Genomic DNA, 26156 nt, shown 5'->3' with positions numbered 1-26156 from the left:
TGCAGGAAGCGTTCCGCGATTCAAATTAAAGGAACAAGCGAGCTGATGAATGGAGGTTTCAAAGATGAACATTTCAAATCAGGAGCAGAAGCGAGTAAGGCTGAAGCAATTTTTGAAAATACTATCCGAGGATCCTTCTCTATTACAGCAAGACGGGAAAACGGAAGCTAGATCTTTGCCAGAGCTGCTTATGGCCACCGGCTGCCGCTTTCAAAATGAGCCTGTTGATATGGCCGAGCTTTTCTCGCAGCTACTCGGCAAGCTGGGCTTGAAAGCCTGCTCCGCCGAAATGATGGATTACATTATGAATGGCGGAACGGTAGACGATTTTTTGAACACAGCAAAATAATAGGTTCCGTCCTTGTTGTCAGGTATTCATGAAACGGGATACACCTATCCATAAATGACGTCTAAAAGTTCGCGTTTTGAATAATTAAAAAAATTTAATATTCGTTAAGAACAACTTTTATGAAGTTGCAAGGACGGATGACTTTATTAGTAACGGAGGAAATCAATTGGAATTAAAACAGTATTGGATCATCGTGAAAAGAAGGCTATTGATGATTGCTTTAATTATTACCGCTAGCTGTCTGACCATCGGAATTTACTCCAATTACTTCATCGAACCACAGTATGAAGCATCCGCTAAATTAATCGTCAACGATCATAAGGGCAGCAGCTCGCTGATTCCAAGCATAGACGTTGGTTCGATCAACTCCACTATTGGACTTATCAAAACCTATAAAGAAATTTTGAGGACGCCGCGGATGATGAAGAAGGTCGTCAAGCAGTATCCGGATCTAGGCGTGACGTACGGTGAGCTCATTGGCAAAGTAAGCGTAAGCTCAGTAAATGAAACACAGGTCATGTCCATTTCGGTGCGGGATGATTCTTATGCGCAAGCGGCTAAAATCGCCAACGCGGTTGCGATCGTTTTTCAAAAATCGGTACCAGAGCTAATGAAGGTAGACAATGTATCCGTCTTGGACCAAGCCGATCCGAAGGAGAATCACGCACAGGTATCGCCGAATCCAAAGATGAATATCGCCGTCACTTTTATGCTGGCTTTGATGGTAGGCATAGGCATTACCTTCCTTCTCGATTATTTGGATGACACGATCAAGACTGAGGAAGACATAGAGGCGCTCCTTCAGGTTCCGGTGCTATCGTCTATTCCGAAGTTCGAAGAGAGAGATTCGCTCGAGAGAACCAGCACACCGACAAAGACGATAGCAGGGAGGGAACAAAATGTCTCGCTTGATTCCTAAATGGAACCTTATTACCGAGTTAAACCCCAAATCGCCCATATCAGAGGGCTACCGCATGCTGAGGACGAACATCGAGTTCTCGACGATTAGCCAAAAGCTGCAAATCATTATGGTCACCTCCTCCAAGCCGAGCGAGGGCAAGAGCACAACATGCGCCAATATGGCAGTCGCTTTCGCGCAAGCGAACAAAAAGGTGCTGCTTATTGATGCAGATCTGCGCAAGCCGTCACAGCATCATATCTTTGGAAAGTCCAACCGCAGCGGCTTAACGACGGCATTATTTAACCAGATGAAGCTGGAGGACATTATACAGTTCACCGGTACGGAAAATCTATCGATCATTCAGGCGGGGCCAACGCCTCCGAATCCTTCAGAGCTGCTTTCTTCAGAGCAAATGGCCGATCTGCTGAAGACGGCTAGGGAACGTTATGATGTCATCATTATCGATACGCCGCCGATTATGTCCGTCACAGACGCTCAGATCGTTGCGACTCAAAGCGATGGCGTCGTTCTCGTTGTCGATTCAGGAAAAGTGAAAAAGGAAGTTGCGCTCAAAGCGAAAGCTTTACTAGAGCATGTGAAGGCGAGGCTTATCGGCGTCGTGCTCAATAAAATCAATCGTAATCATTCGGATGTCTATTCCTACTACTACGGGGAAAAAACGGACGCTTAGGCGTCGATCTCCTGGTCGCTAAAAGCGTGGAATGGATATAGGTAATGTCTCCTGCACCTCTATCACCGGAGGCACTCGGTCATGCTGTGGGTCAGCCGACCTTAGACGTTAATCGTCAAGGGTGTGACGTGAGGAGGGGTTCAATGCCCCTGTAAATACAAAAAAATAAATAGGATAGGGTGAAATCAAATGAAAAAAGTGAGAAAAGCCATTATCCCTGCCGCAGGACTCGGAACCCGTTTTTTGCCGGCAACAAAAGCGATGCCTAAAGAAATGCTTCCTATCGTCGACAAGCCGACCATTCAGTACATCGTAGAGGAAGCAATTGAATCAGGCGTTGAAGACATCATCGTCGTCACAGGTAAAGGTAAGCGGGCGATCGAGGATCATTTTGATATCGCTTTTGAACTAGAGCATATTTTAGAGCAAAAAGGGAAATTCGATATTTTGGAAAAGGTTAGAAAATCATCAAATGTGAATCTCCACTACATAAGGCAAAAAGAAGCAAAAGGACTTGGACATGCTGTATGGTGCGCACGCAATTTTATTGGCGACGAGCCGTTTGCCGTACTCCTTGGCGATGACATCGTTGAGGCCGAGACACCTTGCACAAAGCAGCTCATAGAGCAGTATGAACGAACTGGACGTTCAGTTATTGGCGTTCAGATGGTTGGCGTCGATCAAACTCATCGCTACGGTATCGTTGACCCCGGACAACGGGTGGACAATCTATACGAGGTTAACAGCTTCGTAGAGAAGCCGCCGCAAGGCCAAGCGCCTTCCAATCTGGCTATTATGGGACGTTATGTACTGACACCGGATATATTCGAATATTTGGGGCGGCATGAGCGCGGCGCTGGAGGAGAAATTCAGCTTACCGACGCGATTCAAAAGCTCAATATGGACCAAGGTGTATATGCCTTTGACTTCCAAGGCACTCGGTACGATGTCGGCGAACAGCTAGGCTTTATTATGACGACGCTCGATTTTGCCCTAAGGAACAATGAACTTAAATATAAGCTTATGACTGAGCTTGAAGAATTGATGGAGCGGGAGCTCAGCAAGCAATTATTAGCCGGAAGGAGTGATAGAAGATGACACCTCCACAGGATGAAGCGGTAGTCAGCGTCTCTGATTACTATTCGAATGCAATCGCAAGGCGTAATGATCGCGAAGCGGTTACGATGTATTCGATTATGAAACGAACGATTGACATTGTTGGTTCGCTAGTCGGTTTAATGCTGTTAAGCCCGCTGTTTATCATTATCGCTATCCTTATTAAGTGGGAGGATCCGAAAGGGTCTGTCTTCTTTTATCAAACAAGGATCGGCAAAAATGAGAAGCAGTTTCGGATGTTCAAATTCCGCTCGATGCTGACAGGCGCCGAGGATAAGCTGAAAGATCTGCTGGAAAAGAATGAAATCAAAGGCGCTATGTTCAAGATGAAGGACGATCCGCGCATTACGAAGATCGGCAAGCTAATCCGCAAAACAAGCATTGATGAGCTGCCGCAGCTTCTTAACGTGCTTAGAGGCGAAATGTCCTTGGTTGGTCCAAGACCTCCGCTTTCGAGAGAAGTGGCGGAATACAGCGAGTATGACAAGCAACGCCTGACCGTAACGCCGGGCTGCACCGGGCTTTGGCAGGTAAGCGGCAGAAACAACCTTTCCTTCAAGCAAATGGTTGAGCTGGACCTGGTCTACATCGAGAAGAGATGCATCTGGTTTGATATTAAAATTATGCTGAAAACGGTGAAAACCGTCGTCAGCTCCGATGCTTATTAATAAACAATATGTTGCTTCGCAAAACTAGGTCTATGCTTACGAAGTAAGTTTTGCTTCGCAAAACTAGGCCTATGCTTACGAAGTAATTTTTGCTTCGCAAAACTTTTGAGGAGTTGATCAAATGGCAAGAGTCCTGCATATATCGGAGTTTACTAAGGGCGGCATCGAAACCCACCTGAATGAAGTGCTGAGTTACCAAGCGGGCAGACATGATATTTATCTTATGGCTTCCGAGCAGAACTCCCGCCCAGAATCGCTGCAGATTAGCCAAGACCGTTTGTCCTTGTATCCATACAAGCGGAAGCCGGCATATTTTCTTCAAGCGATAAAAGCTATTCATCACAAGGTAAAGGCGTTTAAACCGGATATCATTCATGTCCACGGAACGTTCGCAGGTGTCTTCCTGCGAGCGTTGTTTTTTTTCAAGTTCCGCAGGCCAGTCGTCATTTACAACGCGCACGGATGGGCTTTCCTAATGGACACGAAGTCGTGGAAAAAGCGGATTTTTGCATTTGTGGAGAAGGTGCTGGCACACCGTACCGACTACATTATCAACATCTCCAGGCATGAATATGAGATGGCTATGCAGTACGGGCTGCCAGCCGAGAAATCGGGGGTCGTGTACAACGGCGTTTCCGATACGATTGCTTCTAACAAGCCGCCTTTTGAGACGCAGCCAGACAAAATCAATTTGCTATACGTCGGTCGCTTCGATCGTCAAAAAGGCTTTGATCTGCTGCTTGATGTATTCAACGAGCATAAGTTCGCGAACGTCCATCTCTATTTGGTCGGCGATACGGTGCTGGAGGATGTTGAATATGTTTTCCCGGAAAATGCGGTCAAGATCGGCTGGGTGGACAATTCCGAAATCGACCGTTACATGAAAGCCTGTGATGCGGTTATCATTCCATCGCGCTGGGAAGGCTTCGGCATCGTCGCCATTGAAGCGCTGCGGAACAAGAAGCCGGTCATTGCAAGCAATCGGGGCGCGCTTCCGGAAATTATCCGGCACGGACTGAACGGCTATATCTTTGATTTTGAAAATAAGCAGGAGCTGGCAGACATCGTTCATAGGCTGGATAAGCCGACGCTTGAAGCGATGGGCCAAGCAGGCCTGAATATTTTCCAAGACAAATTTCATTCGAATCAAATGAACAACCAAATCGAGCGGTTATACGAGGATGCCTTGCAAAAACGAAGAGGCTCATTTTCCGCTGCAGTTAAAAAATATGTCTAGATTTACGGGGATGGAGAGAAGATGAGCCTAAGCTTGCAGAGCAACCTTACGACTAATGATAAGTTAGCCAAGAAAGAGAGCAAAGAGCAGTTTTTTTTGGCGATCTATCTGAGCCTTATGCTGGTGCTGACCGTCTATCAGGATTTCCCGTTAGTCAATATGATCGGTGAGATCGGCAGATCGCCTATTATTTTAATGCTTCCGTTGTTCGTATTTTGCGAGATTGCGATGCTCGCCAAGCATAAGCGGGTAATGAACGGCTCGACGCTGCAAAAGTATTTATTCGGCTTTATCCTTTATTTGAGCTTTATCAGCATCGTCTACCTGCTTGTTCAATTCATACAAGGCAGCTACAGCTTTGGCTCGGAAGGACTGCTGGGCAAAGCGATAAAGGTGCTGATCTATTTTGTGCTGATACTGCTCTATATCCGGCATATGCAGCTCGTTTTTTCCAAAATTAAAAGCTTTAAGATGCTGTACGGCTGCTTTCTAGCGGTCGTTACGCTGCTTGCGGCCATTATGATTATGGAGCTTATGAGCATGCCAAACGCCTTTATGTCTTTGCATTCAGGGAGCCATCCCTATTGGCGGGTTAGGATGCTTACGTCAGAGAGCAGCACGACGGGCTCGATTGTCGTTGTCTACTCTGCGATACTCGTTTATTTGACCAAATATTTAAGCAGCTTTGCTAGAACGCTGTCCATCGTATATGCTTCTAGCTTTTTTCTGTTTTATGTATTCATTACCGGCTCGAAAGGGTTCATGATTATTATTTTGCTCACGCTCGTCGTGACGATGGTCAAATTTTTGGATTTTCGGAAAAAGAAAAACTTCATATTGCTTATTTCAGTCGTACTGGCCATGTACATGTTCATTACCAATTTTTCGGCGGGACTGGTCAGCTCGTTTAGCAATGACATCGAAAACTACACATCTTCTTACACGCGAATGGGAACGATCATTATCTCGCTGGCTACCGTTTTTCACAATCCGCTGGGGGTTGGCACGGGAGCATACCTCATGTATTTCGATAAGTATGTGAATGATTCGATCAGCTTGATGTCTCATTTCTATTACAACCTATTTGGCATAAGCCAAATTAATGCGGGGGAGCTGTTGCAATATTCGGGCTCGGATAAAAACTTAGGCGTCAAATCCGGATTTTTCCAGTGGGTCATGTTCGGCGGAATCGTTTCAGTGCTGTTCTTTTACCTGCTTGCCAAAAACCTGATCGTTAAAGTAAAGTCCAGCTCCATTTTATTTCTAGCGCTTATCTTTATTTTATTTTCGATGCTCCTCGTTACTTTGGAAATTAAGTACGAGGTTTGGCTGCTGTTTGCTTTTATTAGCCTCTTTCTTGGCAAGAACGAAATGAGTTCATCAAAAAGGTCGGGGGTAGTCAAATGAAAATGCTTGTAGTGTGCAGTGATTTCCCATATCCCGCCGACCATGGCGGAAGAGTCGACACTTGGGGCAGAATCAAGGTGCTCGCTGAGCTCGGCTGGAAGCTTCATCTGCTTGTATGCGGCAAACAGACGCCTTCTAAGGAAGAAATGGACGCGGTATATGACTATGTAGAAGAAATTACGCTCTGCGATCGCAGAAGCAAGCTTGCGGATTTGCTCCACGTCATTCCGATGCAGGTGCAGTCCAGAAGCGAGCTGAGAAACGTTAAGCTCACGGGGGGGTACGATTATGTGCTGCTCGAGGGCGATTACGTGTACCCGGTGCTGCAAAATCCGAAGGTCAAGCAAGACACGGCGATCTTAAGAGTTCATAACGATGAAGCGGTTTACTTCAAGGCGCTTGCCAGAAGCACCAAAAACGTCGTCCATAAAATGTATTACCACATGGAGAGCAGCAAGTTCGCAATTTTGCAGAAAAAAATGCTCGAGAAGGTCGACAAATATTTGTTTATATCAAGCAAAGAATTTGAAAATTTTCAAAAGCAAAATCCAGCGGCAAAAAGCTTGTTCTTGCCTCCACCGGTAACGAAGGCCAGCTTCGAATCGAGCGATTTTCAAAGCAAGCATGTGGTATTTATCGGATCTTTGTTTATGCCGAATAACCGAGAGGCGATTCAGTGGTATCTCGAGCATATTCATCCGCTGATGCTGAAGGAGCCGGAGTACAAGTTCATCATAGCGGGCAACAGCCGAAAGCAGAGCCTGAGCTGGCTTGAAGCGTACGATATGACGAATGTGATCGTGCATGATACGCCGAAGAGTCTCGACGACATCTACAGAAGCGGGTATCTGTTCGTTAATCCGATGCAAAACGGCGCAGGCGTGAAGCTAAAGACGATTGAAGCGATTCAGAACGGCCTGCCTGTCATCTCCACCTCCATCGGGTACGAGGGAACCGGGCTTGTAGATAATGAGCATATTATGGTCGCCGACAGGCCGGAGCAATTTTATGCGAAAATCAAGCAGCTGTTCGATAACCCGGAAGCGGCGAAGGCGCTGCTCGAATCGTCGCAAAGCTTCTTGCGCACGCATTACAACCATAAAGAGGTGCTGAAGCAATTTATTCAGTCCTTAAATGCCAGTTATAAAGTAAAGCAGGTGCTCTGAATGGACAAGCGAAAAGTTAACGTCATGTTTGTGACCCACGCGGATAAGAAAGGCGGCGCTGAGCAAAGCCTCATTCATCTGATCAATTATTTGGATACGTCGAAATACCGGATTTTCTTATTAAGTCCCGGCGATGCGGCGTATTTGAATGAGATTCGTGCGGAATATGTGCATTTCCCGCTGCAGCTGAGCAGCATTAAGCAGAAATTCGGATTAGGCTATATCGAAACGGTGCTTAAGATCAGGTCATTCGTTCGGAAAAATAAGATTGATGTCGTCCATGCCAATGGCTGGCGGGCTCCTTGGTATACGGCTCCGCTAAAGTTTTTGGCAAAAAGCAAGCTGGTCTGGCATCACCGCGACTATACGCATTTGCGTATGTTCAACAACGTGCTGCCTCGCTTTTTTGACCAGGTCATCTGCATCTCGCATTTTGTAGCGAACGCGATTCAGGGCAGCAACAAAACGATTATTTACAATGGCGTCGATCCTGAGCTCGCTTTGACGAAGAAGAGAAGAACGTTTATGGAGGATGACACGCTTGTCATCGGGACGTTCGGCCGAATCGTGGAATGGAAAAGATATCATCTCATGATTGAAGCCGTCAAAAAGCTGGCTGACAGCAACCGAAACAATTGGAAGCTGCTCATCGTCGGGGACACTTCCGTTGACGGATCGGAGGGCTATTACAACGATATGATCCAGAAGGTGCTCTCCTATGGCCTCGAGCATCATGTTATTTTCTATGGCTACAGCAAAAAACCGCTTGATGTTATGAAGGAATGTGATCTTACGATCAACTTCTCGCTTAACGAGCCGTTTGGCAGAGTCATTATCGAGTCGATGCTCGTAGAGACGCCTGTTATCGTAGCGGATTCCGGAGGAGCACCCGAAATCATTCATCATACGAATGGCGGCTTTATCGTGAAGGACGGCGATGTGGAGGAGCTGTATCAGACGATCCAGCGCGTTTATGACGGAAAAGTCGACCATCAGGAAATGTCCAGCCGCGGCTACACCAGCGTAATGAATGATTTTAATATGAGCTCGATCGCGAAGAAAGTGGAGTCCACCTACACCCGTTTGCTCGCGCCAAACATGAAGTCGGAAGCGGCAGGAGGAACGGATGAGTACAGGATACAGTCAAATTAGCTTCGGCAAGCTGCTAGCCGTTCTAAAAGGAGCGGCGATACTGCCGATTAAGACGAGCTCGGTAGGCAGGCTTGGCAGAATTTCAGGAAAGCTTAGCGTGAAGAACAAGGGCATATTTTTTTTAGGGAAAAATGTTTCTTTTCAAGCGAAGCCGTTTCCTTCATCGATTACGGTCGAGAAGCATGCCGAGCTGCTTGTAGGCGATAATGTGTTTTTTAATTATGGCCTCGACATTGGCTGTACGAAGTCGATCCAAATCGGCAGCAACACGATAATCGGTCCGATGGTGAACATCATCGATACGAACTTTCACCCCGTAGACATGGAGGACCGTTCGGGAAGCAAAGACATTGTCATCTCGGATAATGTCTGGATTGGCCGCGGAGCCGTTATTTTGCCTGGCGTGACGATTGGTCAAGGTGCGGTCATTGCGGCAGGCAGCGTCGTAACGCGGGATATTCCGGCAAATGTGCTGGCTGGAGGAACGCCTGCCAAAGTGATTCGCGAGCTCCAGGTAACGAATGAATGGATTCGCAGATACAACTGATAGAATGCAGAAAGGCTTTGGGGAATATCCTGCGGCAATGATTCTGGTTAGGCTAGGGAGCGTATGGCGATGAAAGTATGGATGTGGCCGAAATCAAGCGAGTTGAACTTTTACAATGATCTGTTGACAAATTCGCTGAGCGGCGCAGGTATGGAAGTAAAGGATTTGAAGCATGGCAAGCTGATGCTGAAGGTCGGCGGGGCGAGAGCAGGAGACATTGTCCATATCCACTGGATGCATCATGCCTATCAAAATCGCAACCTGCTGCTGTTCATTGTGAAATCGTTCATTTTTGTCATGACGATGCTTTATTTGAAGATGCGGAAGGTGCAGCTCGTTTGGACGATTCATAACCTGTATCCGCATCAGGTGAAATACAAGAGGCTGGAGCGCTTCATGCGAGGGTTGATATGCAAGTTTTGCAGCAAGCTGCTGGTAGCTTCCGAGTCGATCAAACGAAAGGTCATGATGGAATTCGGGGTTCCGGCAAGCAAGCTCTTCGTGGTGAAGCATGGCCACTATTTGGGCGTGTACAAGTCGAAAGGCAAGGATTGCAGGCAGGCTTACGGCATTAGCGAGGATGCGGATATTTATTTGTTCTTGGGCGCGATTAAAGCTTATAAGGGTGTCGAGGATTTAATAGAAGCCTTTAATGCGGTGAAGACGAAGCAATCCTATCTGATTGTAGCCGGCAAAGCGGACAAGCAGATGGAATCCTATTTGAAGCATGTAGAGAATAAGGAAAATATCATCTTGGATTTGCGCTTCATTCCGAATGAGGAGGTTGCCGATCTCATCAGCGCCGTCGATGTGATGGTCATGCCGTACAAGGAGATTACGACCTCAGGCTCCGCGATTCTCGGCTTATCGTTCAGAAAGCTGATCGTCATGCCTGATAATGATTTTATCGACGAGTATTTCAAGGAGGACATGGTCGTGAGCTACGATCCAAACGACTATAACGGCTTGGAGAACGCGATGAAAGCAGCCTTGAATGTGAAGAGGGAGCAGCGCTCGCCACAGTACGAAGAAGTGCTGAAGGAGCTCGAATGGAGCACGATTGCGCAAAAGATAAAAAAAGTTTACCAAGGATGGGGATAAAGGATGAAGGTAACGGTGGCCATCTGCACCCATAACCGGGCAAAGGATACGGGAGAAGCAATAGAAAGCGTCCTAGCTCAAAGCTTTGAGCGGGAACAGATTGAAATCGTCGTGATCGACAACCGGTCGACGGACAATACGGCTGACGTGGTTGGCGGGCTTGCGCGGATTCACGGCCCTGCGGTGCGTTATATTTTCGAGGACAAGCTTGGACTGTCGGTTGCGCGCAACCGGGCGATTCGGGAAGCAAAAGGCGAGTTCATTCTATTCCTGGATGACGATGCAATCGCTTCTCGCCACTGGGTGCGGCAAATTGTGGAAGTCTTCGAGAGCGATCCGAAGATCGGCTGCGTCGGCGGCAAAATCGATCCCATTTGGGAAGTGGCGGAGCCCGATTGGATTCCGGCAGAGCACCGCTCGGTGTTTACCATCCTCGATTATGCAAGCGAGATTAAGGAAATGCCGGCGCCAGCTATTCCCTATGGTGCGAATGTCGCTTTCCGGGCGAGCGTCTTTGGGCAGTACAAGCCATTCCGCGAGGATCTCGGCCGGGTCGGCAATAACCTGCTGTCGAGCGAGGAAAGCGAGCTGATCGCTAGAATTCGAGAAAGCTATAAGGTGTACTATACGCCTTACGCGCCTGTTCAGCACAAGATCGCCAAAGAGCGAACGACGAAAAAGTGGTTTTTAAAACGGATTTATTGGCAAGGCGTCAGCGATGCGGTGAAGCGGCAGGATAGAAGCCTAGTTGCGGTCGTTAAGCATTCAATTCGAATGATTCAAGCGATTGGAACGTCATTGCTGTCTATCTTTCATTTCAAGAGATTCATAAGCCAGGTTGTGAAAATATGTTACCGCAACGGATCGCTTGTCGGCATCCTGCGTTATAACGGTAGGGGTTGACTTGTGATGTCACAGCTTGCCATTCATAAAGTATGGAAGGGAAACGGACTCGTACAGACGATTATGCGGACGAGCGCGACTAATTTATTAGTGATGGTCATCAGCACGCTGACCTCGATCGTAACGGCGCGCATGTTCGGCGTTGTCGGAAAGGGCGAGTTTTCAGCCATCTTATTTTGGCCAACACTGCTCGCCGGACTGGTAGGATTCGGACTTCCAACCTCGCTTATTTATAACATGAAGCAAAACAAAGGCAGCGGCGGCGATTTTGTCAGGGCAGGCTTCCTCTTCCAAATACCGGTCAGCATTATTGTTGGCGTGGTCGCGTGGATTTGGCTGCCGGTCTGGCTGGGCAATTATCCCGCTGACATCGTTCAAATCGCTAGATGGTATACGGTGCTTATGCTGCCGATTCTGCTTGCGATTAATTTAATATCGGCTCTGGCACAGAGCACAAGCAAGTTCAACGTATACAACGGCGTACGCTTATTTGTTCCGCTCTTCAATCTAGCAGGCCTAATGGTGCTGTGGGCGATCGGCGATTTAAGTCTTAAGAACGCTTCTCTCATCTTCCTCGTGACTAGCGTGCTGGTCGTTTCTTGGTCCTTATACAGCATAAGGGATGCGCTCCGCATCAACTGGCTGAAGGGGCTTGGCAATCGATTGGCAGCTAAGGCGCTGTTTGGCTATGGCGGCAGAGTGTTCGGGGTAGAGCTGCTCGGCACGCTGTACTCGCAGTTCGATAAGATCGTCATTCTATCGATGCTGACAGCAAGGGATCTTGGACTTTACACGGTCGTATATGCTTTGTCTCGCGTCTTTAACGTAGTTCAGATGGCGATTACGAATGTCGTCTTCCCGAAGGTTACGGGCATGGACAAATCAGCCATTATCGCCACGGTGGGCAGGGCATTCCGGCTATCGATGCTGCTTATGACGATCGTCGTCATTCCGAGCATGTTCATTGGCCGGTATTTGATGGGCATCCTGTTCGGGGCTCCGTTCCTTGAAGCAAGCAATGCCTTCTATCTGCTGTCTATCGAATGCATTCTCGGAGGAGGCTCTTGGATATTGGCTTCCGCATTTAATGCAATGGGAAGGCCGGGATTAGTGCTTGTGCGCCAGTTGATTGCCTTGGCGGCAACGATCGGCTTGTTTTTCGTGTTTACGCCGTTGTATGGGCTGAACGGCATCGCGCTCGCCTTATTGATCGGCGCAGTCATTCGCATGGCAGTGACGATGGCGTCGATGCGGTTGATTTTTAGGGTAAGGCTTGGAAATATGCTGTTTGATAAAAATGATTTCCGTTTTCTGATCAAGCGTTTAAATGAGAAAAAACAACGTAAAGGAGCGCGCTGATATGCTAATGGAAACGAACATACACCCGATGGAGGAACTAAAAAGGCAGCTTCTTCAAATCTTGAAGGTGATCCCGCCAGGCTCAAGCATTTATTATATCGACTATCCCGTATACAACAACGGCGGGGATCTGCTGATCATGAAAGGGGCAGAGGCGTTCTTCAAGGACAATCAAATCCGCGTAGCAGCGCGGTACAGCGTTCTTGATTTTCCAGACAAGCTGACGATTCCAAACGATCAGATTATCGTGCTGCAGGGCGGAGGGAACTTCGGCGATCTGTATCCGGTGCATCAGAAGCTGCGTGAGAAGATCGTTGCCAGCTATCCAAACCATCGGATCGTATTGCTTCCGCAGACGATTTACTTTAAGAGCGATGCGGAGTATGAGCGGACAGCGCGCCTCTTCAACAGCCATAAGGATACGCATCTCTTCGTGCGGGACACCTTAACCTATGACTTGGCTGTTCAAAAGTTTCATAAATGCTGCGTTTATTTATCGCCGGACATGGCGCATCAGCTTTGGCCGATTTTGCCTAAGAGCAGCCCTGGCAAGGAACTGCTTTGCTTCTTCCGCACCGACATCGAGAAGACGAGCGAGCAGGAGAGCTTTGAAGCGGTGGGGCGGGGCGATCATTTGGACTGGGCTTCCCTCTACAACAAAGTCGAGAAGAAGTCGATTCGGGTAATCGGGCAGATGATGACCAAGGGCGGCGTACCTCTTCCGATGCAGGCGATATGGGGCAAGTATTCCGATTATTTGGTCGACAAAGCGGTCAAGCGCTTCAGCGGCTACCGCGTCGTGCAAACCTCAAGGCTGCACGGTCATATCTTGTCCTGCTTGATGGATAAGCCTAACACGCTGCTCGACAATTCATACGGCAAAAATTCGAATTACTATAATACATGGACCAGCAGCGTAAAATCGGCTCAATTAGTAGTGAAGAGCTGAGCTGGCTGGTTATTTGTTGAACTAATAGAAGGTAACCTGCACTCTCACGGCACAGTTAACAGGAAAACCTCCTGTTAATTTAACCTTTATTCGCTTTATAGCTGCATTAGCAGGAAATCCTCCATGTAATTTTGGTAGAATCGCGATTTTTGGGTCATTTATGTGAATTAGCGGGAGAAAATCCTGTTAAGTGTGCTAAGAGCTTTGATTTGCGCAAATTAGATGGAGTTTTTCCTGTTAAATTATGGGGCAACAGAAGTACCTTCCCATAAAACGATGCTAATACAGTAAGTTTTAATGCGAAGTTGTCCAAGGAGCACAAGCTCATTCTAGTAACACGTATTCCGCAAAACGCAGCTCTTGTTTTCGATTCGAGTTATGATGTGAAGCTGTTCAACAGCAGCACAGCTCGATAAAACACAGCTTATATTTTCGAAGCGAGTTATGTTGGAAGTTGTTCAAGCAGCAAAAGCTCCACAAAACTTTTTAGGAGGAATCAGTATGAAAATTGTACTTCTATCAGGAGGCTCCGGTAAACGGCTATGGCCGTTGTCAAACGAGTCGCGGTCCAAGCAGTTTTTGAAGGTGCTCAAAAACGCCGATGGCGAGCGTGAGTCGATGGTTCAGCGCGTATGGGGACAAATTTCTAAAGCAGGCCTACGCGATCATGCATACATCGCGACGAGCAAGCCGCAGGTTGACATGATTCATAGCCAGCTTGGCAGCGAAATCGAAGTAATCGTCGAGCCGGAGAGAAGAGATACGTTCCCTGCAATCGCGCTGGCAGCCACCTATTTATATTCGGTGCAAGGCGTGAGCCTGAACGAGACGGTAGTTGTTATGCCGGTTGATCCTTATGTTGAGGAATCGTTTTTCCAAAAAACGAAGGAGCTTGATTCGGTACTCAATGAATCCGGTGCAGATTTGGCGCTAATGGGTGTAAAGCCAACATATCCTTCCGAGAAATACGGTTATATCGTTCCGGAGATTGCGGCAGAGGCGGATGCGTCTTATGTCGATGTACACAGCTTTAGAGAAAAACCCCGCGAAGAAGAAGCGGCAGCGATGATTGAGCAGGCTGCGCTTTGGAACTGCGGGGTTTTTGCATTCAAGCTGGATTTTCTCATTAATATACTGATCGTCAATGAGTTTCCGATTCAATACGACGAGATGCTCAAGCAGTACGGCAAGCTTCCTAAAAACAGCTTTGACTATGAGATTGTTGAGAAATCCAACCATATCGTGGCGCTGCCATACGAGGGCGATTGGAAAGACCTTGGCACATGGAATACGCTGACCGAGGAAATCGAAACGCCGCTAATCGGCAAAGGGATCATTACCAGCGGCTCGCTAAATACGCATGTGATCAATGAGCTGGATATCCCGATTACGCTGCTGAATGTATCCAATGTTGTTGTTGCAGCAAGCCCTGACGGCATTCTCGTATCGGATAAAGCGTCAAGCCCTATGATCAAGGAAGTCATGAAGCATTCCGATCAGCGTCCGATGTATGAGGAACGTCGATGGGGACGCTACCGAGTGCTGGATTACTTGAAATATCCGGATGGCAAGGAAGTGCTGACTAAGCGGATATGCGTAGCGCCGGGACAGAACTTAAGCTACCAGTATCATCTGCTTAGAGATGAGGTATGGACGATTGTTGCCGGCCATGGAACGATGGTCTTGAACGGGCAGAGCTTCAGCGTGAAGAGCGGCGATGTGTTGACGATTTCCAAAGAAAGCCGGCACAGCCTGCGCGCGGAAACGGAAATGGACATTATTGAGATTCAGACGGGGTCGGAGCTTATTGAAGAAGATATCGTCCGGCTTGCTTTCGATTGGAAAGAGATTATGATGCTTTGCACCGTATAAATAAAAAACTTGATGAAGGAGCGATAAGCATGAACATTACGGTTATTGGAACAGGCTACGTCGGTCTTGTATCAGGCGTCTGCTATGCCGAGCTAGGCAACCGAGTCATCTGCGTGGATAAGGACCCGCGCAAGATTGATACATTAAATGCCGGCGGGATTCCGATCTATGAGCCGGGCTTGAAGGAGCTGACAGCGGCAAATCGCGAGGCAGGAATGCTATCGTTCACGACCGATTTGCCAAGCGCGGTGCGCCAATCGGACATTATTATTTTAGCGGTAGGAACGCCGCCGCTGCCGAGCGGCGAGGCGAATCTCTCTTACATTAATCAGGCAGCCATCGAGATTGCAGAGGCGATGAACGGCTACAAAATTATAGCGGTAAAGAGCACCGTCCCGGTCGGAACAAACGAGAAGCTGGCGGAGCTCATCCGCTCCCGCACGAACGAGCGCTTCGACAGCATTTCGCTGCCGGAGTTTTTGCGCGAGGGCTCGGCGATACAAGATACGCTTCATCCTGACCGGATTATTATCGGAGCCGAATGTCAAAGAGCGTCAGACGTTATGACGCTGCTGCATATTCCGTTGACCGAGCAAATCGTCGTAACGGATATCCGCAGCGCCGAAATGATCAAGTATGCATCCAATGCCTTTCTCGCTACGAAAATATCCTTTATTAACGAGATCGCCAACATCTGCGAGAAGGTTGGCGCCGATGTGACGAAGGTTGCGGAGGGCATGGGCTATGACAAGCGGATCGGTCCGTCGTTTCTAAAGGCAGGTATCGGCTATGGAGGCTCTTGCTTCCCGAAGGATACGAGCGCATTGATTCAAATCGCCGGCCATGTGGACTATGAATTCAAGCTGCTCCGCTCGGTTGTCGAGGTGAATCAGGATCAGCGCTTCAATGTGATCCGCAAGCTGGAGACGATTTTTGAAGGTCAGCTGCATGGAAAAACGATCGCGGTATGGGGACTCGCATTCAAGCCGAATACCGATGATGTACGTGATTCTCCGGCACTCGAAATCATTCAGCATTTGGTCGATAACGGCGTCAAGGTTAAAGCCTATGACCCTATCGCGATGGATAACTTCCGCTCTATATACCAATTAGAGGGTGTAACATGGTGCTCTGATGCGATGGAAGCGGCAAAGGATGCGGACGCGCTTTGCTTGCTGACCGAGTGGGAGGAATTCTCGAGGGTTGACCTTGGGCTGCTGCAGACCGTGTTGAAAAATCCGATTTTAATCGACGGTCGCAATGTATTCGAGGAAGAGCATCTTATTGGCACTGAATTTATTTATTATTCCGTTGGCAGACCTAGCTTGAATCAAGGCGTAAAGCAGCAAATGCCCGTTCTGCAATTTTAGTCCAAACTTATGAACTAGAGGTGAACGAAAGATGACGATTAGAAAAAAGGTAACCTTATCCGCGCTTGCGATTTCAATGCTTACTGCTTCACTCGGCGGTTTGCCGCTAAGCCAGAAAGGATTGTACCAAAAGCTTGGAATTGTTCAAACGGTGAATGCCGCGGAAACCGAATTGCCGTCTAGCGTGTTCCTGGAGCGTATGAGAGGTCTCTATGCCGCGCTTGCTGCAGGCGACAAGACGGATATGCAAGAGGTTAGAAATTTGCGTGATGAAATCGCCGGGCTTGATGAAGCGACGAACCAGCAGCTCATTGATCCGGTGTGGAATAAGATTAGTGACAAGCTTCCAGAATCCGTCGATAAAGCGGAATTGAAGGCGAGCCTGTTCCGACTGGTCAAGGCAGTCGGCTCCTTCCGTTATGATCCCGATGCCACCGATCTGGAGGCTATTCGCACGAACCCGGAATATCGCGCTACCTTGAAGACGATTGCAGCCGCAGGCGGCGATGAGAATATTAAGATCGATGATTTTCTTGTGTTTCTATTTGGCGATGGCAGCAGCAGAAAAGGCGTTGAAGGCACAATTGGCGGCATATTAGCCGAGAAATCGCCACAAGAGCTGATCCAGCTGCTCGGTAGCAAGCAGGGCATTACGGCCGTCCTGCTCCAAGCGACGGAGAAGCTGCTTGGCCACACAGAATCCTATAAGTTCAGCTCGATTCTGAAGAACCTTGGCGTAACGCCGCAGGATGTAAGAGCAACGGTGCTGAATTTTCAGCTGAAGCTGCAAAAGGATGAGCCGGCAATTAGTGCGATGACCGTAGCGTACATTCGATCGGCAGCGAAGCCAAATGTGAAAGTAACCGCTGACGGACGCGTTCACACCTACACCTTAAACGTGTTTGGCGTATCGATTATCCCGTTCGTGCTGCAATGGTCAAAGGTATCCGGCGATTCTGGGGTAAGCGTATCTCCAGCTGGTGTTGTTTCTATACCAGCAGCTGCGACAAGCGGTAAAGCTGTCATCCAGGCCAAGCTGATTAATCCATACGGCGGCCCTGCGAAAGTTATTTTTGAGCAAGAAGTTACATTATCGACAGCGCAAGAGGAAGAAACGGTATTTCCGGCAGCTCCTTTCCTTGAACGTCTGAACAAGCTGCACAGCGCTCTTGCAGCAGGCGATCCAGCTGATATTCAAGCGGTTCGCGGCCTGCGGGATGAAATTTCCAGGCTTGATTTTAGGAAGGACCAAGCTCTAATCGACCCAATCTGGAACAAGCTGGCGACTAAGCTGCCGGCAACTGCAGATCAAGCAAAGCTAAAGGCAGCCTTGTTCGACATGATCAAAGCGGTCAGTTCGATTCCATATGATTCTCAGGCATCCGGATTGGAAGCGATTCGTTCGAATCCTGAATACCGAGCTGCGCTTAAGGAGATTGGAGCAGCTGGCGGAGAGCCAAGCTTCGTCATTGATGATCTTCTAGTGTATCTATTCGGTGACGGCGCCTTGAAGCCGGGCATTGAAGGTTCGATTAAGAAGCAGATAGCGGCTTTATCCTCAACGGAGCTGCTGCGCCTGCTTGGAGATAAGCAAGCAGTTGCCAAGCTGGTGTCTAATGCAACAGAGCAAATTCTGAGTGAAACAGATGCGTATAAGGTCAGCTCGCTTCTAAGCGGCTTATCGATTACGACTAAAGACGTTAATGCGACATTGGCGAGCTTCCAGCTGAAGCTGAAGAAGGATGAGCCGGCTCAACAGGCATTGACTATTGCTGGCATTCGCGCTGCAGCTGTAGAGACGGTGAAAACCAGCGAAGACGGCCGCGAGCAAGCATACGGTTTAAAAGTATTTGGCGTAGCTATTCCGCAGCTTGCGCTGCGGTGGAGCAAAGTATCCGGCAGCGAGAATGTGAACGTGTCTGCTAACGGTAAGGCTACCCTATCGCGAGGCGCAGAAAGCGCGTCGGCTGTTATCAGAGCAACGTTCATCAATCCTTACGGCGGCACAGCGAAGGTTATTTTCGAGAAAGAGGTTGCTTTAACGGCTGTTGAAGGCGAGGGTGATCACTTCTCGTCAGAGAAATTCCTTGAGCGAATGAACAAGCTTCATGCTGCCCTGATAGCGGGTGACCCGGCGGATGTTCAGGATGTCCGCAACCTTCGCGATGAGATCTCGAAGCTAAGCTTTGCCAAGGATCAAGCGCTTATAGATCCGGTATGGAACAAAATTAAGGCGAAGCTTCCGGCAACGGCTAATCAAGAAGAGCTGAAGAAGAGCCTGTTCCAAATCATTCAAGCCGTAGGCTCCATCCAATATGATCCGGAGGGCAAGGCGATCGAGGCGATTCGAACGAATCCTGAATTCCGTGCTACGCTGAAGACGATTGCGGCTGCCGGCGGCGTAACGAATTTGACGATGGATGATTTCCTTGTGCTGCTGTTCGGCGATGGCGATGATCGCCTGGGCATTGAAGGCACAGTTCGCGATATCATCTCGGATATGAATTCGAAGGAGCTCGCTCAGCTTCTTGGCAATAAGAATAAGATCAATGAAGTGCTACTGAAAGCTATGGCTGAAATTTTATCGGAAAAAGATGACTACGCCTTGAGTGAAGCATTTTACAACTTAGGCGTTAAATCTACGGACGTTCGTTCGGCTGTACTGAAATTCCAAGTGAAGCTGAAGCATGATGAGCGTGCGATTAACGCTTTAACTGTCGCCTATATCCGCTCAGAGGTTATTTCGGCAGTGAAGGTAACGGCAAATGGCAGACAGCATGATTATACGCTGAAGCTGTTTGACAAAGCGTTGCCATCCTCTTTCCTCAAATGGAAGAAAGTATCGGGAAGCAAGGATGTTACTGTCGATTCCAAAGGGAAAGTAACGATTCCGAAAAATGTTGCTACTGGCACTGCAGTTATTCAAGCGACGCTGATCAATCCTTACGGAGGTTCAGCCAAAGTGGTCTTCCAGCAAGAGGTGACGCTCGTTAACGGTGAAGTGGAAACGGATCCGAAGGAGGAGCTGAAGAAGATCGCTCAAGCTCTGGATGTTGAGCTTGCGGCTATCAGCAATAAGCTGAAAGCGGCAACGAATGACGAGCAAAAAGCACAATTGGTTCTTGAGGTTGTGCAAGCAAGAAATGTAGCCGTTAATGAAATCAACAAGGTCAATGCATCGAATGCACTGAAGAACAAAGCGATCAATGAAACAAAAAGCAAGGTCAACAAGCTGTTGACTGCTATTATTATGGAAATCATGCGTTCTTAATCTCTAGCCAGTCTTCCTTCTCTGATAGGAGAAAGAAGACTGGCTTCTTTCTATTACAAACGAAAGGTGGTAGCCGCATATGAGTCAACGGCATGTACGAAGGAAAAGGCGTCCTCGCTTTCAGAAACCGGATACGATTAATATTATTTTAGGCTCTTTAACGATTGTTTTGCTCTTTGTATGGGGCGGGCTTTATTGGAAGGAATCCTCTCAGCAAGCGCTTGTCGTCAATGCGGATGGAGCGGCGCAGAACGAGCAGGCAGAGCTGATAAATTTGGATGAGCCTGTAACAGAGCCTGTTATCACCGCACCTGTAGGAGAAGTGAAGCCGTCAGATGCAGACAAGCCAGCGGGGCAAGCAACCGATAAACCGGCTGTGGGCGGAGATGGCACGGCTTTGCCAGAGGAGACGACTAAGGATAGTCAGCCAGATATGGGCTCGGGAGCAGTCGAAACGACGAAGCCTGCGCAAACGGCGAAGCCTAATCAAGAGGCAGCATCGAAGCCGAATGCAGGTGGTTCGGCAAAACCAGGAACGACAAAACCAGCAACGACAAAACCGGCAACGACAAAGCCAGGAACGACAAAACCTGGAACGACAAAGCCTGGAACAAATCCGGAAACGCCAGCAACAAAGCCGCCGGTAAGCATGTCCGAGAAATACGAGCAAGAGATCATTCAGCTTCAAGCGAAATGTACACAGGATATGAATGAGGTGCTGGTAGGGGCTGAAGCGAGCATTGAGCAGTTGGATCAGTCAGATCCATACGCCTTCCAAGCGTTAAATCAGAAGTGGATGGATAGCCTTGCGAATGTGGAGAACACATGCAATACGAATTTCCAAACGAAGATCGACAATGCGGAGAAGGATAATGTGGATCCAGCGATTACAGAGGAATGGCAGCAAAAGTTCAGCGCATTGATGCTTCAGCTCCAAGGTGAGTTCGAGGCGAAGATGCTGAAGCTGATGGGCGGTTAACTTCATTAACCTATTGGCGGATGATTTCATCTAGGCGGTTGAATGCCCTCAACCAATCGCAAATGGTTTCATCAACCGAATAACGGTTGAAATGCTATTTTAAAGTGACGGCACGTTACTCATCCTTTGGCAAGGTGCGGTCGCGGAGCACTCGTTCAAGCAAGCTGCGAATGAGCTCAAGATCGTCCCTTTCCAGAGGTACGCCGTCCCAGTGAAGCTGTTCATAATTCAAGTATTCCTTCGCATTATGGTTAAGCTCAATTGTTGGCTCTGTATAATCAGTCAGCCCAAGCAAATAGTCCGCCGATGTGCGCAGCTTACGCGAGATCGTCTGAATGGATTCGATGGTCGGCTGGCGGTATCCGGATTCGTATCCCGCATACGTGCTTTTTGCAACCCCTAAGTAATCGGCCACTTCCTGCATGGTCAATTTCCTCGTTTTACGCAGCTGCTTTAGGCGCTTCGCGAACATCGCAATCCCCCTCTCTCTAACGTCTCTCTGTTTCTCATTCCTGGCCGGCTAAATGCCCACATAATTATATCATGTTTACCATTTATATGTACAAGATAGAATGTCAGAATTACGAATTACAAATATAAGTATGTACCAAAGAACCTTGCAGGTCTGCCGCAGACCTGCAAGGTTCTTATTTGTTTTTCTATTCTTGCATTAAAAAGATAGTGAAAGGATAATCTCGAACTCCTTTGATGCATATATTTGAATGAACAGGCTGCATCCGGTGAGGAGGTTGAAGATGAAATCAAGCATTTCGGGAAAAGTAATGATCATTTACGGAAGCATTTTCCTGCTCATTATTGCTTTGACCTTCTGGATGTCCTATCAGGGCACGGTAGGCCCGCTCAAGGATGATCTGACTAATACGAATCTCGCTCTTCTCAAGCAGGTGGATCAAAAGATCGAAGTGGCATTTCGTCAGACCGAGAAGGATCTGCTAGCTCTCATGGAAGAGCTTGAATTCGTTTATTTCATGCTTGACAGCTATGATGACGATGCCCAAAAGTACAGCAACTATTATGGTCTAACGACCAAATTAAAAAACTTTATTAATGCGAACCCTAATTTCTCATCCATCTTCGTTTATTCTGCTGTAAACGGCGATATTTTGACCGAAAAGGCTTATATGAATGACATTTCTCCAGTTGATAATTGGCTGGCTGCCTATATGGACATGCCAGGCTATTTCAAATGGATAACGACCCATCCGGTGTGGGACGGAACGACGACTCAAAACGTTGTCACGCTGGTGCGTTCCTATCCAACGCTCAGCAGCCCGGGATACCGCAACGGCATAGTTGCCGTCAATATTAGCGAGAACGTGCTGTACAGCATGATCAAATCTGTTTATGAGTACAGCACGGCAGGCCATTTATTTATTTTTGACGCGGATGGGAAAGTCGTCAGCCATGACGATAAAACGATGCTTTATCAAAATCTTAAACAGCTCCCTTACATCAAAAACGTCCTTTCGGAAGAGGGCAGTGGTTCCTTGTCAATCAAGCTGGACGGCGTTCCGCAAACGGTTTTTTACCGAACCTCCGCGTATACGGGCTGGAAGATGGTCAGCATCATGCCGGAATCTCAAATTTACGAGCCGCTCCAGCTAACACGCAATCTGCTGTTTATTTTGGCAGGCGGCATGGTCATCCTTGCTCTTATCGTATTGTTCTATGTCAATCGCTTAACCTTCAAGCCGCTCGACCGCCTTGTCGGCAAGCTGTCAGGCACTTATCAACCGGATAAGAATAACCGATTTGATACGGCCGGGTTCAACTATTTGGAGACGGTGTTCGAGAAAATGATGCAGGATCGGGAGCATTTGGAGAAGCATGTGCGGGATTCAAAATCGGTGCTCAAGTGGAGATTGATTATGGATTTGCTGACCGGCTACCGGACGGACTATCAAGCTTTGCGGCATCATCTTGAATTTACCGGGATCACGCTGTACCCGGAGCGCTTCCTTGTCTGCACGGCGGAGATCGGCAAAGCAGAAGGGAGCTTGAGCGCGCGGGATGAAACGCTTTATACGTATGTGTTTTGCAATGTGGCAGAAGAGCTGATGGGCAAAGAAAATGCGGGTGCCGCTATCGATTTGGGAGGGGGACGAGCCGCGCTGGTCTTCAGCTTTGCGGAAGGCGAAGCGGAACAGAATCATTTGCGCGCGCTCGCTATTTTGGAACTGATACTCGAGGTCATTAAGAAGCAATTCGGTTTAATCGCAACGGTCGGCGTCGGAAGAGGCGTCAAGGAATTGAGCGAAATTCAGAGCTCCTACGGCGAATCGCGCAAGGCGCTCCGCTACAAGATGCTTTTTGGCAGCCATTCCGTTATCTCGATCGAGGACTTACAGCCGCTGGACAGTCAGGATTATTACCGTTTGAATCGAAAGGCGAGCCGAATTATGGAGGCGCTCAAGAGGGCGGATACGGACAAGATGAAGGAGGATGTGCATCAAGCCTTTCAGAAGGCGGTGGAGCTCGGCCTGCCTCCCGACTTGATCCGCCAGTTTTCGTTCGACTTAATCGTGAAGGCGCTGCAGGTCGCCGATTCGATCGGGATCGGCCCCGAGGAGTCCATGGGCAACCTGGACAGCATCTATGAGAAAATCGAACGCAGTGAAGATTGGAAGCAAGCGGAGGGCCTCGTTCTCTTCGTCCTTGAAGAGCTGGCAGCCAAGCTTTCGAGCAAGCGAAGCCAAAGAGGAAAGAATGACACGATTGATCGGATGCTTACCTACATACAAAGCCATTACCATGAAAATGATTTGTCCCTAGATCGGCTGGCCGAACAGTTTCATTTGAGCCCGACCTATATCAGCAAGCAGTTTAAAGAATACACCGAACGAAATTTCATCGACTATCTGATCGAAATTCGAATCGACGCGTCCAAGGCGCTTCTGCTGGATAAGGATAGGAAGGTGAACGATATCGCCGAGGCGATCGGATATATGAATACGCGAAGCTTCCTTAGGACGTTCAAGAAATATACGGGAATGACACCGACAGAGTACCGTGAGCATGCCATCAGCAATTTATCGGAGCAAGAATCGACTGAGGCGTAAGAACGGCGGCTAACTTCCGATGCGGAAGCGGTGCCCCGGTCTTTCCCTTGTAATGACGCGGTTTCTCTTGTGTCACAGCAAAATAATGAACCAGTTCAAGAAAGGTGACCTTCCCTTTAACAATAAAAGACACCAGGTACAGAACATGTCTATATTCAGCCTCCTGCGCTTTGTGTACGATCAAATCGTAAACAGAAGAGGATAAAGGGGGGGAGGACGATTTGGATACGGCTTAAGCGGGATCGGCACTTATATTTGATGCTTTTGCCTGTCATCTTGTTTTACGTGCTCTTTAAATACGCACCGATGGCAGGCGAAATCATCGCGTTCAAAAATTACCGTTTTATTGATGGCATATGGGGGAGCGAGTGGGTCGGTTTTCAACATTTTCAAATGCTGTTCGCAAGCTTGGATTTTTGGAGAATTCTTCGCAATACGCTGCTGCTGAACATTTACAGTCTAGTGTTTGGCTTTCCGGTGCCTATCCTGCTTGCCCTGCTGCTTAATGAGGTACGTAGAGAGTGGTACAAAAGAACGGTGCAGAACCTGTTGTATTTGCCTCACTTCATCTCTTGGGTTGTACTGGGCGGAATTGTGATCGCGATTCTATCGCCGAGTACAGGCGTCGTAAATCTGATTCTAAAACAATTTGGCATAGAGCCCGTTTATTTTATGGCAGACTCGACTTGGTGGCCTGTCGTCTATACGGTATCCGGTATTTGGCGCGACGCGGGCTGGGGGACGATTCTCTATTTGGCAGCGATGGCTTCGATCGATCCCCAACTTTATGAAGCGGCCAAAATCGACGGAGCAAACAAGCTGAAGCAAATTTGGCATATTACGCTTCCAGGCATTCGCAGCACGATTGCCATTTTATTGATCCTCCGCATGGGGCATATGATGGATGTTGGCCTCGAGCAAACACTCGTGCTGCAAAATCAATCCGTGCTGGACGTAGCGGATGTCATCAGCACCTACGTATACCGGGTCGGCTTGCAAAATATGAATTACAGCTATACGACGGCGCTCGGCTTATTCCAGTCTTTAATCGGCTTTATTCTTGTCGTGGGCGTTAACGGGCTGATCCGCAGATTCGGCGAAAGGGGGTTATGGTAACGGTGAAAAGGAATGCTTCAGCCGCCGCCGCGCTGTCTTCGATCGGCAAAATCATCCTTTATGCGTTTCTTGGTCTCTCGTCCTTAATCGCCCTGTTCCCGCTTTGGTACGAGGTAGCGGCTTCCTTCAGCAGCAGCCGGGCGATTACAGCCGGAGAAGTGCTGCTGTGGCCGATTGAATTCAACCTGCATGCCTACGATCGGCTGTTTGATGACGGACAAATCTTGATCGGTTTGCGAAATACGGTCCTGATTACGATTGTGGGCACCGCCTTCAACATGCTCATGACGATACTTGCCGCCTATCCGCTCTCAAGACGCCGCCTGATGGGACGCAGCGGACTGCTTCTGTTCATTACATTCACAATGCTATTCGTTTCGGGAATCATTCCGAGCTTCATTCTCGTTAAAACGTTAGGCTTAATGGACACATACTGGGCATTGTGGCTGCCAAGCCTGGTCAGCACGTATAACATGTTCGTCATGAAGACTTTCATGGAAGGGCTGCCGGAGGAGATCGAAGAGTCGGCTGCTATGGACGGAGCGGGAGATTGGCGGGTCTTAATGCAGATCATGCTTCCATTATGCAAGCCGATCATCGCGTCCTTGTCGCTGTTCTACGCCGTAGGCTGGTGGAATTCTTATTTCAGCGTTCTTCTCTATATTACGAAAACGACGTCGCAGTCCTTGATGGTGAAGCTGTATCAAATGATCAATCAAGTGGATGCAAGCCTGCTTAACAATTCCGGTGGCAGCGAGGGCGCTGGGCAAATTTTGCTGACGCCTGAGGGCATTAAAGCGGCAGCTATCGTTATTGCGGTTACGCCGATTCTGTGCGTATATCCGTTTCTTCAGAAGCATTTTGTGAAAGGCGTATTAATCGGTTCGGTTAAAGGTTGATAGGGAAAAGGGGATGATGTGTG

22 protein-coding genes are annotated in these 26156 nt (G+C 48.3%); 21 read left to right on the top strand and 1 reads right to left on the bottom strand.

Translation table 11 applies throughout. From position 1 onward, the window contains the following. Window positions 1-64 precede the first annotated feature (64 nt). The 18 genes from AC1TPC_RS02375 (at window position 65) to AC1TPC_RS02290 (ending at window position 21038) form a co-directional block, all read left to right on the top strand. Window positions 65-349: a hypothetical protein gene (locus AC1TPC_RS02375; protein WP_482065264.1), complete on the top strand. Its 285-nt coding sequence runs from the start codon at window positions 65-67 to the stop codon at window positions 347-349. 166 nt (window positions 350-515) lie between these two features. Beyond that, window positions 516-1268 (top strand): YveK family protein, encoded by a 753-nt coding sequence (locus AC1TPC_RS02370; protein ID WP_482065263.1) that lies wholly within the window; start codon window positions 516-518, stop codon window positions 1266-1268. After that, window positions 1249-1941, top strand: a complete 693-nt coding sequence (locus AC1TPC_RS02365) for a CpsD/CapB family tyrosine-protein kinase (protein WP_482065262.1) — start codon at window positions 1249-1251, stop codon at window positions 1939-1941. Before AC1TPC_RS02370 ends, AC1TPC_RS02365 begins: the two co-directional genes overlap by 20 nt. Before the next feature lie 189 nt (window positions 1942-2130). Further along, a complete protein-coding gene (gene galU, locus AC1TPC_RS02360) occupies window positions 2131-3039 on the top strand; it encodes a UTP--glucose-1-phosphate uridylyltransferase GalU (RefSeq protein ID WP_482065261.1) in 909 nt (302 codons plus the stop codon). Further along, complete coding sequence (locus AC1TPC_RS02355; protein WP_482065260.1) at window positions 3036-3725, top strand: sugar transferase; 690 nt, start codon at window positions 3036-3038, stop codon at window positions 3723-3725. Before galU ends, AC1TPC_RS02355 begins: the two co-directional genes overlap by 4 nt. A 121-nt stretch (window positions 3726-3846) precedes the next feature. Next, window positions 3847-4962, top strand: a complete 1116-nt coding sequence (locus AC1TPC_RS02350) for a glycosyltransferase family 4 protein (RefSeq protein WP_482065259.1) — start codon at window positions 3847-3849, stop codon at window positions 4960-4962. A 21-nt stretch (window positions 4963-4983) separates the two neighbouring features. After that, window positions 4984-6369, top strand: a complete 1386-nt coding sequence (locus AC1TPC_RS02345) for a hypothetical protein (RefSeq protein ID WP_482065258.1) — start codon at window positions 4984-4986, stop codon at window positions 6367-6369. Beyond that, complete coding sequence (locus tag AC1TPC_RS02340; protein ID WP_482065257.1) at window positions 6366-7535, top strand: glycosyltransferase family 4 protein; 1170 nt, start codon at window positions 6366-6368, stop codon at window positions 7533-7535. Before AC1TPC_RS02345 ends, AC1TPC_RS02340 begins: the two co-directional genes overlap by 4 nt. Next, window positions 7536-8687: a glycosyltransferase gene (locus AC1TPC_RS02335; protein ID WP_482065256.1), complete on the top strand. Its 1152-nt coding sequence runs from the start codon at window positions 7536-7538 to the stop codon at window positions 8685-8687. Beyond that, window positions 8662-9234 carry a DapH/DapD/GlmU-related protein gene (locus AC1TPC_RS02330; RefSeq protein ID WP_482065255.1) on the top strand — a complete coding sequence of 191 codons (573 nt, stop codon included), beginning with the start codon at window positions 8662-8664 and terminating at the stop codon, window positions 9232-9234. The genes AC1TPC_RS02335 and AC1TPC_RS02330 overlap by 26 nt, the downstream gene beginning before the upstream one ends. 69 nt (window positions 9235-9303) lie before the next feature. Beyond that, window positions 9304-10335: a glycosyltransferase family 4 protein gene (locus tag AC1TPC_RS02325; RefSeq protein WP_482065254.1), complete on the top strand. Its 1032-nt coding sequence runs from the start codon at window positions 9304-9306 to the stop codon at window positions 10333-10335. A gap of 3 nt (window positions 10336-10338) precedes the next feature. Continuing rightward, on the top strand, window positions 10339-11238 hold the full coding sequence (locus tag AC1TPC_RS02320) for a glycosyltransferase (RefSeq protein WP_482065253.1): 900 nt from the start codon (window positions 10339-10341) through the stop codon (window positions 11236-11238). A 6-nt stretch (window positions 11239-11244) separates the two neighbouring features. Next, the gene (locus tag AC1TPC_RS02315; RefSeq protein ID WP_482065329.1) at window positions 11245-12597 is read left to right on the top strand and encodes an oligosaccharide flippase family protein; all 1353 of its coding nucleotides are present in this window, start codon (window positions 11245-11247) and stop codon (window positions 12595-12597) included. Window position 12598: 1 nt separating this feature from the next. After that, window positions 12599-13546, top strand: a complete 948-nt coding sequence (locus AC1TPC_RS02310) for a polysaccharide pyruvyl transferase family protein (RefSeq protein WP_482065252.1) — start codon at window positions 12599-12601, stop codon at window positions 13544-13546. A gap of 501 nt (window positions 13547-14047) precedes the next feature. After that, window positions 14048-15418: a sugar phosphate nucleotidyltransferase gene (locus AC1TPC_RS02305; RefSeq protein WP_482065251.1), complete on the top strand. Its 1371-nt coding sequence runs from the start codon at window positions 14048-14050 to the stop codon at window positions 15416-15418. Window positions 15419-15447: 29 nt separating this feature from the next. Beyond that, window positions 15448-16788, top strand: a complete 1341-nt coding sequence (locus AC1TPC_RS02300; RefSeq protein ID WP_482065250.1) for a UDP-glucose dehydrogenase family protein — start codon at window positions 15448-15450, stop codon at window positions 16786-16788. 31 nt (window positions 16789-16819) lie between these two features. Further along, window positions 16820-20059, top strand: coding sequence for a hypothetical protein (locus AC1TPC_RS02295; protein WP_482065249.1), 3240 nt, complete (start codon window positions 16820-16822; stop codon window positions 20057-20059). A 79-nt stretch (window positions 20060-20138) separates the two neighbouring features. After that, entirely contained in the window at window positions 20139-21038 is a 900-nt protein-coding gene (locus AC1TPC_RS02290; protein ID WP_482065248.1) for a hypothetical protein, read from the top strand. A 115-nt stretch (window positions 21039-21153) separates the two neighbouring features. On the opposite strand, the gene AC1TPC_RS02285 is transcribed toward AC1TPC_RS02290, so the two are convergent. Continuing rightward, window positions 21154-21510, bottom strand: a complete 357-nt coding sequence (locus AC1TPC_RS02285; RefSeq protein WP_482065247.1) for a helix-turn-helix domain-containing protein — start codon at window positions 21508-21510, stop codon at window positions 21154-21156. Window positions 21511-21793: 283 nt separating this feature from the next. On the opposite strand from AC1TPC_RS02285, the gene AC1TPC_RS02280 reads away from it, so the two are divergent. The 3 genes from AC1TPC_RS02280 to AC1TPC_RS02270 all read left to right on the top strand — a co-directional run bounded on the left by AC1TPC_RS02280 (window position 21794) and on the right by AC1TPC_RS02270 (window position 26133). Continuing rightward, window positions 21794-24118, top strand: a complete 2325-nt coding sequence (locus tag AC1TPC_RS02280; RefSeq protein WP_482065246.1) for a helix-turn-helix domain-containing protein — start codon at window positions 21794-21796, stop codon at window positions 24116-24118. A 258-nt stretch (window positions 24119-24376) separates the two neighbouring features. Then, window positions 24377-25234, top strand: coding sequence for an ABC transporter permease (locus AC1TPC_RS02275; protein WP_482065328.1), 858 nt, complete (start codon window positions 24377-24379; stop codon window positions 25232-25234). Between the two features lie 2 nt (window positions 25235-25236). After that, window positions 25237-26133, top strand: coding sequence for a carbohydrate ABC transporter permease (locus tag AC1TPC_RS02270; protein ID WP_482065245.1), 897 nt, complete (start codon window positions 25237-25239; stop codon window positions 26131-26133). Window positions 26134-26156: the final 23 nt, after the last annotated feature.

It is taken from the genome of Paenibacillus sp. Y280, assembly GCF_056786335.1.
The sequence above is the reverse complement of the archived record's forward strand: the minus strand, read 5'-3'. Positions and strand labels throughout refer to the sequence as shown.

Coding starts and splice junctions, on each gene's coding strand:
- AC1TPC_RS02375 (WP_482065264.1), top strand. CDS start 65: ATGAACATTTCAAATCAGGAGCAGAAGCGAGTAAGGCTGAAGCAATTT.
- AC1TPC_RS02325 (WP_482065254.1), top strand. CDS start 9,304: ATGAAAGTATGGATGTGGCCGAAATCAAGCGAGTTGAACTTTTACAAT.
- AC1TPC_RS02335 (WP_482065256.1), top strand. CDS start 7,536: ATGGACAAGCGAAAAGTTAACGTCATGTTTGTGACCCACGCGGATAAG.
- AC1TPC_RS02275 (WP_482065328.1), top strand. CDS start 24,377: ATGCTTTTGCCTGTCATCTTGTTTTACGTGCTCTTTAAATACGCACCG.
- AC1TPC_RS02285 (WP_482065247.1), bottom strand. CDS start 21,510: ATGTTCGCGAAGCGCCTAAAGCAGCTGCGTAAAACGAGGAAATTGACC.
- AC1TPC_RS02340 (WP_482065257.1), top strand. CDS start 6,366: ATGAAAATGCTTGTAGTGTGCAGTGATTTCCCATATCCCGCCGACCAT.
- galU (WP_482065261.1), top strand. CDS start 2,131: ATGAAAAAAGTGAGAAAAGCCATTATCCCTGCCGCAGGACTCGGAACC.
- AC1TPC_RS02345 (WP_482065258.1), top strand. CDS start 4,984: ATGAGCCTAAGCTTGCAGAGCAACCTTACGACTAATGATAAGTTAGCC.
- AC1TPC_RS02365 (WP_482065262.1), top strand. CDS start 1,249: ATGTCTCGCTTGATTCCTAAATGGAACCTTATTACCGAGTTAAACCCC.
- AC1TPC_RS02290 (WP_482065248.1), top strand. CDS start 20,139: ATGAGTCAACGGCATGTACGAAGGAAAAGGCGTCCTCGCTTTCAGAAA.
- AC1TPC_RS02300 (WP_482065250.1), top strand. CDS start 15,448: ATGAACATTACGGTTATTGGAACAGGCTACGTCGGTCTTGTATCAGGC.
- AC1TPC_RS02330 (WP_482065255.1), top strand. CDS start 8,662: ATGAGTACAGGATACAGTCAAATTAGCTTCGGCAAGCTGCTAGCCGTT.
- AC1TPC_RS02305 (WP_482065251.1), top strand. CDS start 14,048: ATGAAAATTGTACTTCTATCAGGAGGCTCCGGTAAACGGCTATGGCCG.
- AC1TPC_RS02315 (WP_482065329.1), top strand. CDS start 11,245: ATGTCACAGCTTGCCATTCATAAAGTATGGAAGGGAAACGGACTCGTA.
- AC1TPC_RS02295 (WP_482065249.1), top strand. CDS start 16,820: ATGACGATTAGAAAAAAGGTAACCTTATCCGCGCTTGCGATTTCAATG.
- AC1TPC_RS02350 (WP_482065259.1), top strand. CDS start 3,847: ATGGCAAGAGTCCTGCATATATCGGAGTTTACTAAGGGCGGCATCGAA.
- AC1TPC_RS02320 (WP_482065253.1), top strand. CDS start 10,339: ATGAAGGTAACGGTGGCCATCTGCACCCATAACCGGGCAAAGGATACG.
- AC1TPC_RS02310 (WP_482065252.1), top strand. CDS start 12,599: ATGCTAATGGAAACGAACATACACCCGATGGAGGAACTAAAAAGGCAG.
- AC1TPC_RS02280 (WP_482065246.1), top strand. CDS start 21,794: ATGAAATCAAGCATTTCGGGAAAAGTAATGATCATTTACGGAAGCATT.
- AC1TPC_RS02355 (WP_482065260.1), top strand. CDS start 3,036: ATGACACCTCCACAGGATGAAGCGGTAGTCAGCGTCTCTGATTACTAT.